The 953-nt window shown below is 40.2% G+C and carries 2 protein-coding genes; both read left to right on the forward strand.

The annotated features are described in order from the left end of the window. On the forward strand, positions 1 to 591 hold a 591-nt coding region (locus LD39_RS20835; RefSeq protein WP_035553341.1), incomplete at its 5' end, for a queuosine precursor transporter. A 16-nt stretch (positions 592 to 607) separates the two neighbouring features. Beyond that, on the forward strand, positions 608 to 953 hold a 346-nt coding region (locus LD39_RS20840), incomplete at its 3' end, for a ribonuclease HI family protein (protein WP_035553343.1).

Below are 953 nucleotides of genomic sequence, written 5' to 3' on the forward strand. Positions count from 1 at the left end.
TTTGTATGGATCGGTATGTCGACGGTCATTGCAAATGTCCAGGTAGTCAAAACAATAGAATTATTCGGTTTGAACGCGACTCTAGGAAACATTTTATATGGGACGGCTTTCCTTGCGACGGATATACTGAATGAGAAGTATGGAAAGAAGGATGCTCAAAAAGCAGTTTGGATGGGTTTCTCTACGCTCATTATTCTTACGATCATCATGCAGCTGGCTATCCAATTCACACCAGGAGAAAATGATATGGCTCAGTCTGCATTTACGACCATCTTTGGAGTTGGTGCCCGAATCGCAATTGGAAGTCTCATTGCCTATATTATTAGCCAATACTTTGACGTTTGGCTCTATGCAAAATTAAAGAACTTGTTCTCAAGTGAACGTACGCTTTGGATCCGTAACAATGGGAGTACAATGATCAGTCAGCTATTGGATAGTGCCATCTTTTGCTTGATCGCCTTTTACGGACTTTATCCCACAGGGATTTGGCTTGAAATATTCTTGACAACTTATATTATCAAATTTATTGTTGCAGCACTCGATACCCCTTTCCTTTATATAGCTAGACGCTTTAAACACCCTGAATATTAGAAGGAGATGTCCAACCTTGATCGAAGTATATACCGATGCAGCAGCAAGTGGAGATCCAGGACCAAGTGCAGCGGGCGTGATCATTAAACAAGGACAGGTCATTAAAGAATATACCTTCGACCTTGGTGAAAAAACGAACCATGAGGCTGAATTTCTCGCCGTCGTTAAAGCGCTCGAAGTTTGCCTGGACTTGTATCCTGAAGAAATCATCTCCATCCGCTCTGATGCTAAAATTGTAGTAGATACAATGGAAAAGAATTTCACAAAAAATGATCAATTCCGTCCGATTTTTGACGAAATCTTACGGTTGCAGGAAGAATTTCCTTATGTATTTTACAAATGGATTCCAGAAAAAAACAATA

Origin of the sequence: Halobacillus sp. BBL2006, from assembly GCF_000786645.1 — a bacterium.
Lineage (GTDB): Bacteria > Bacillota > Bacilli > Bacillales > Halobacillaceae > Halobacillus.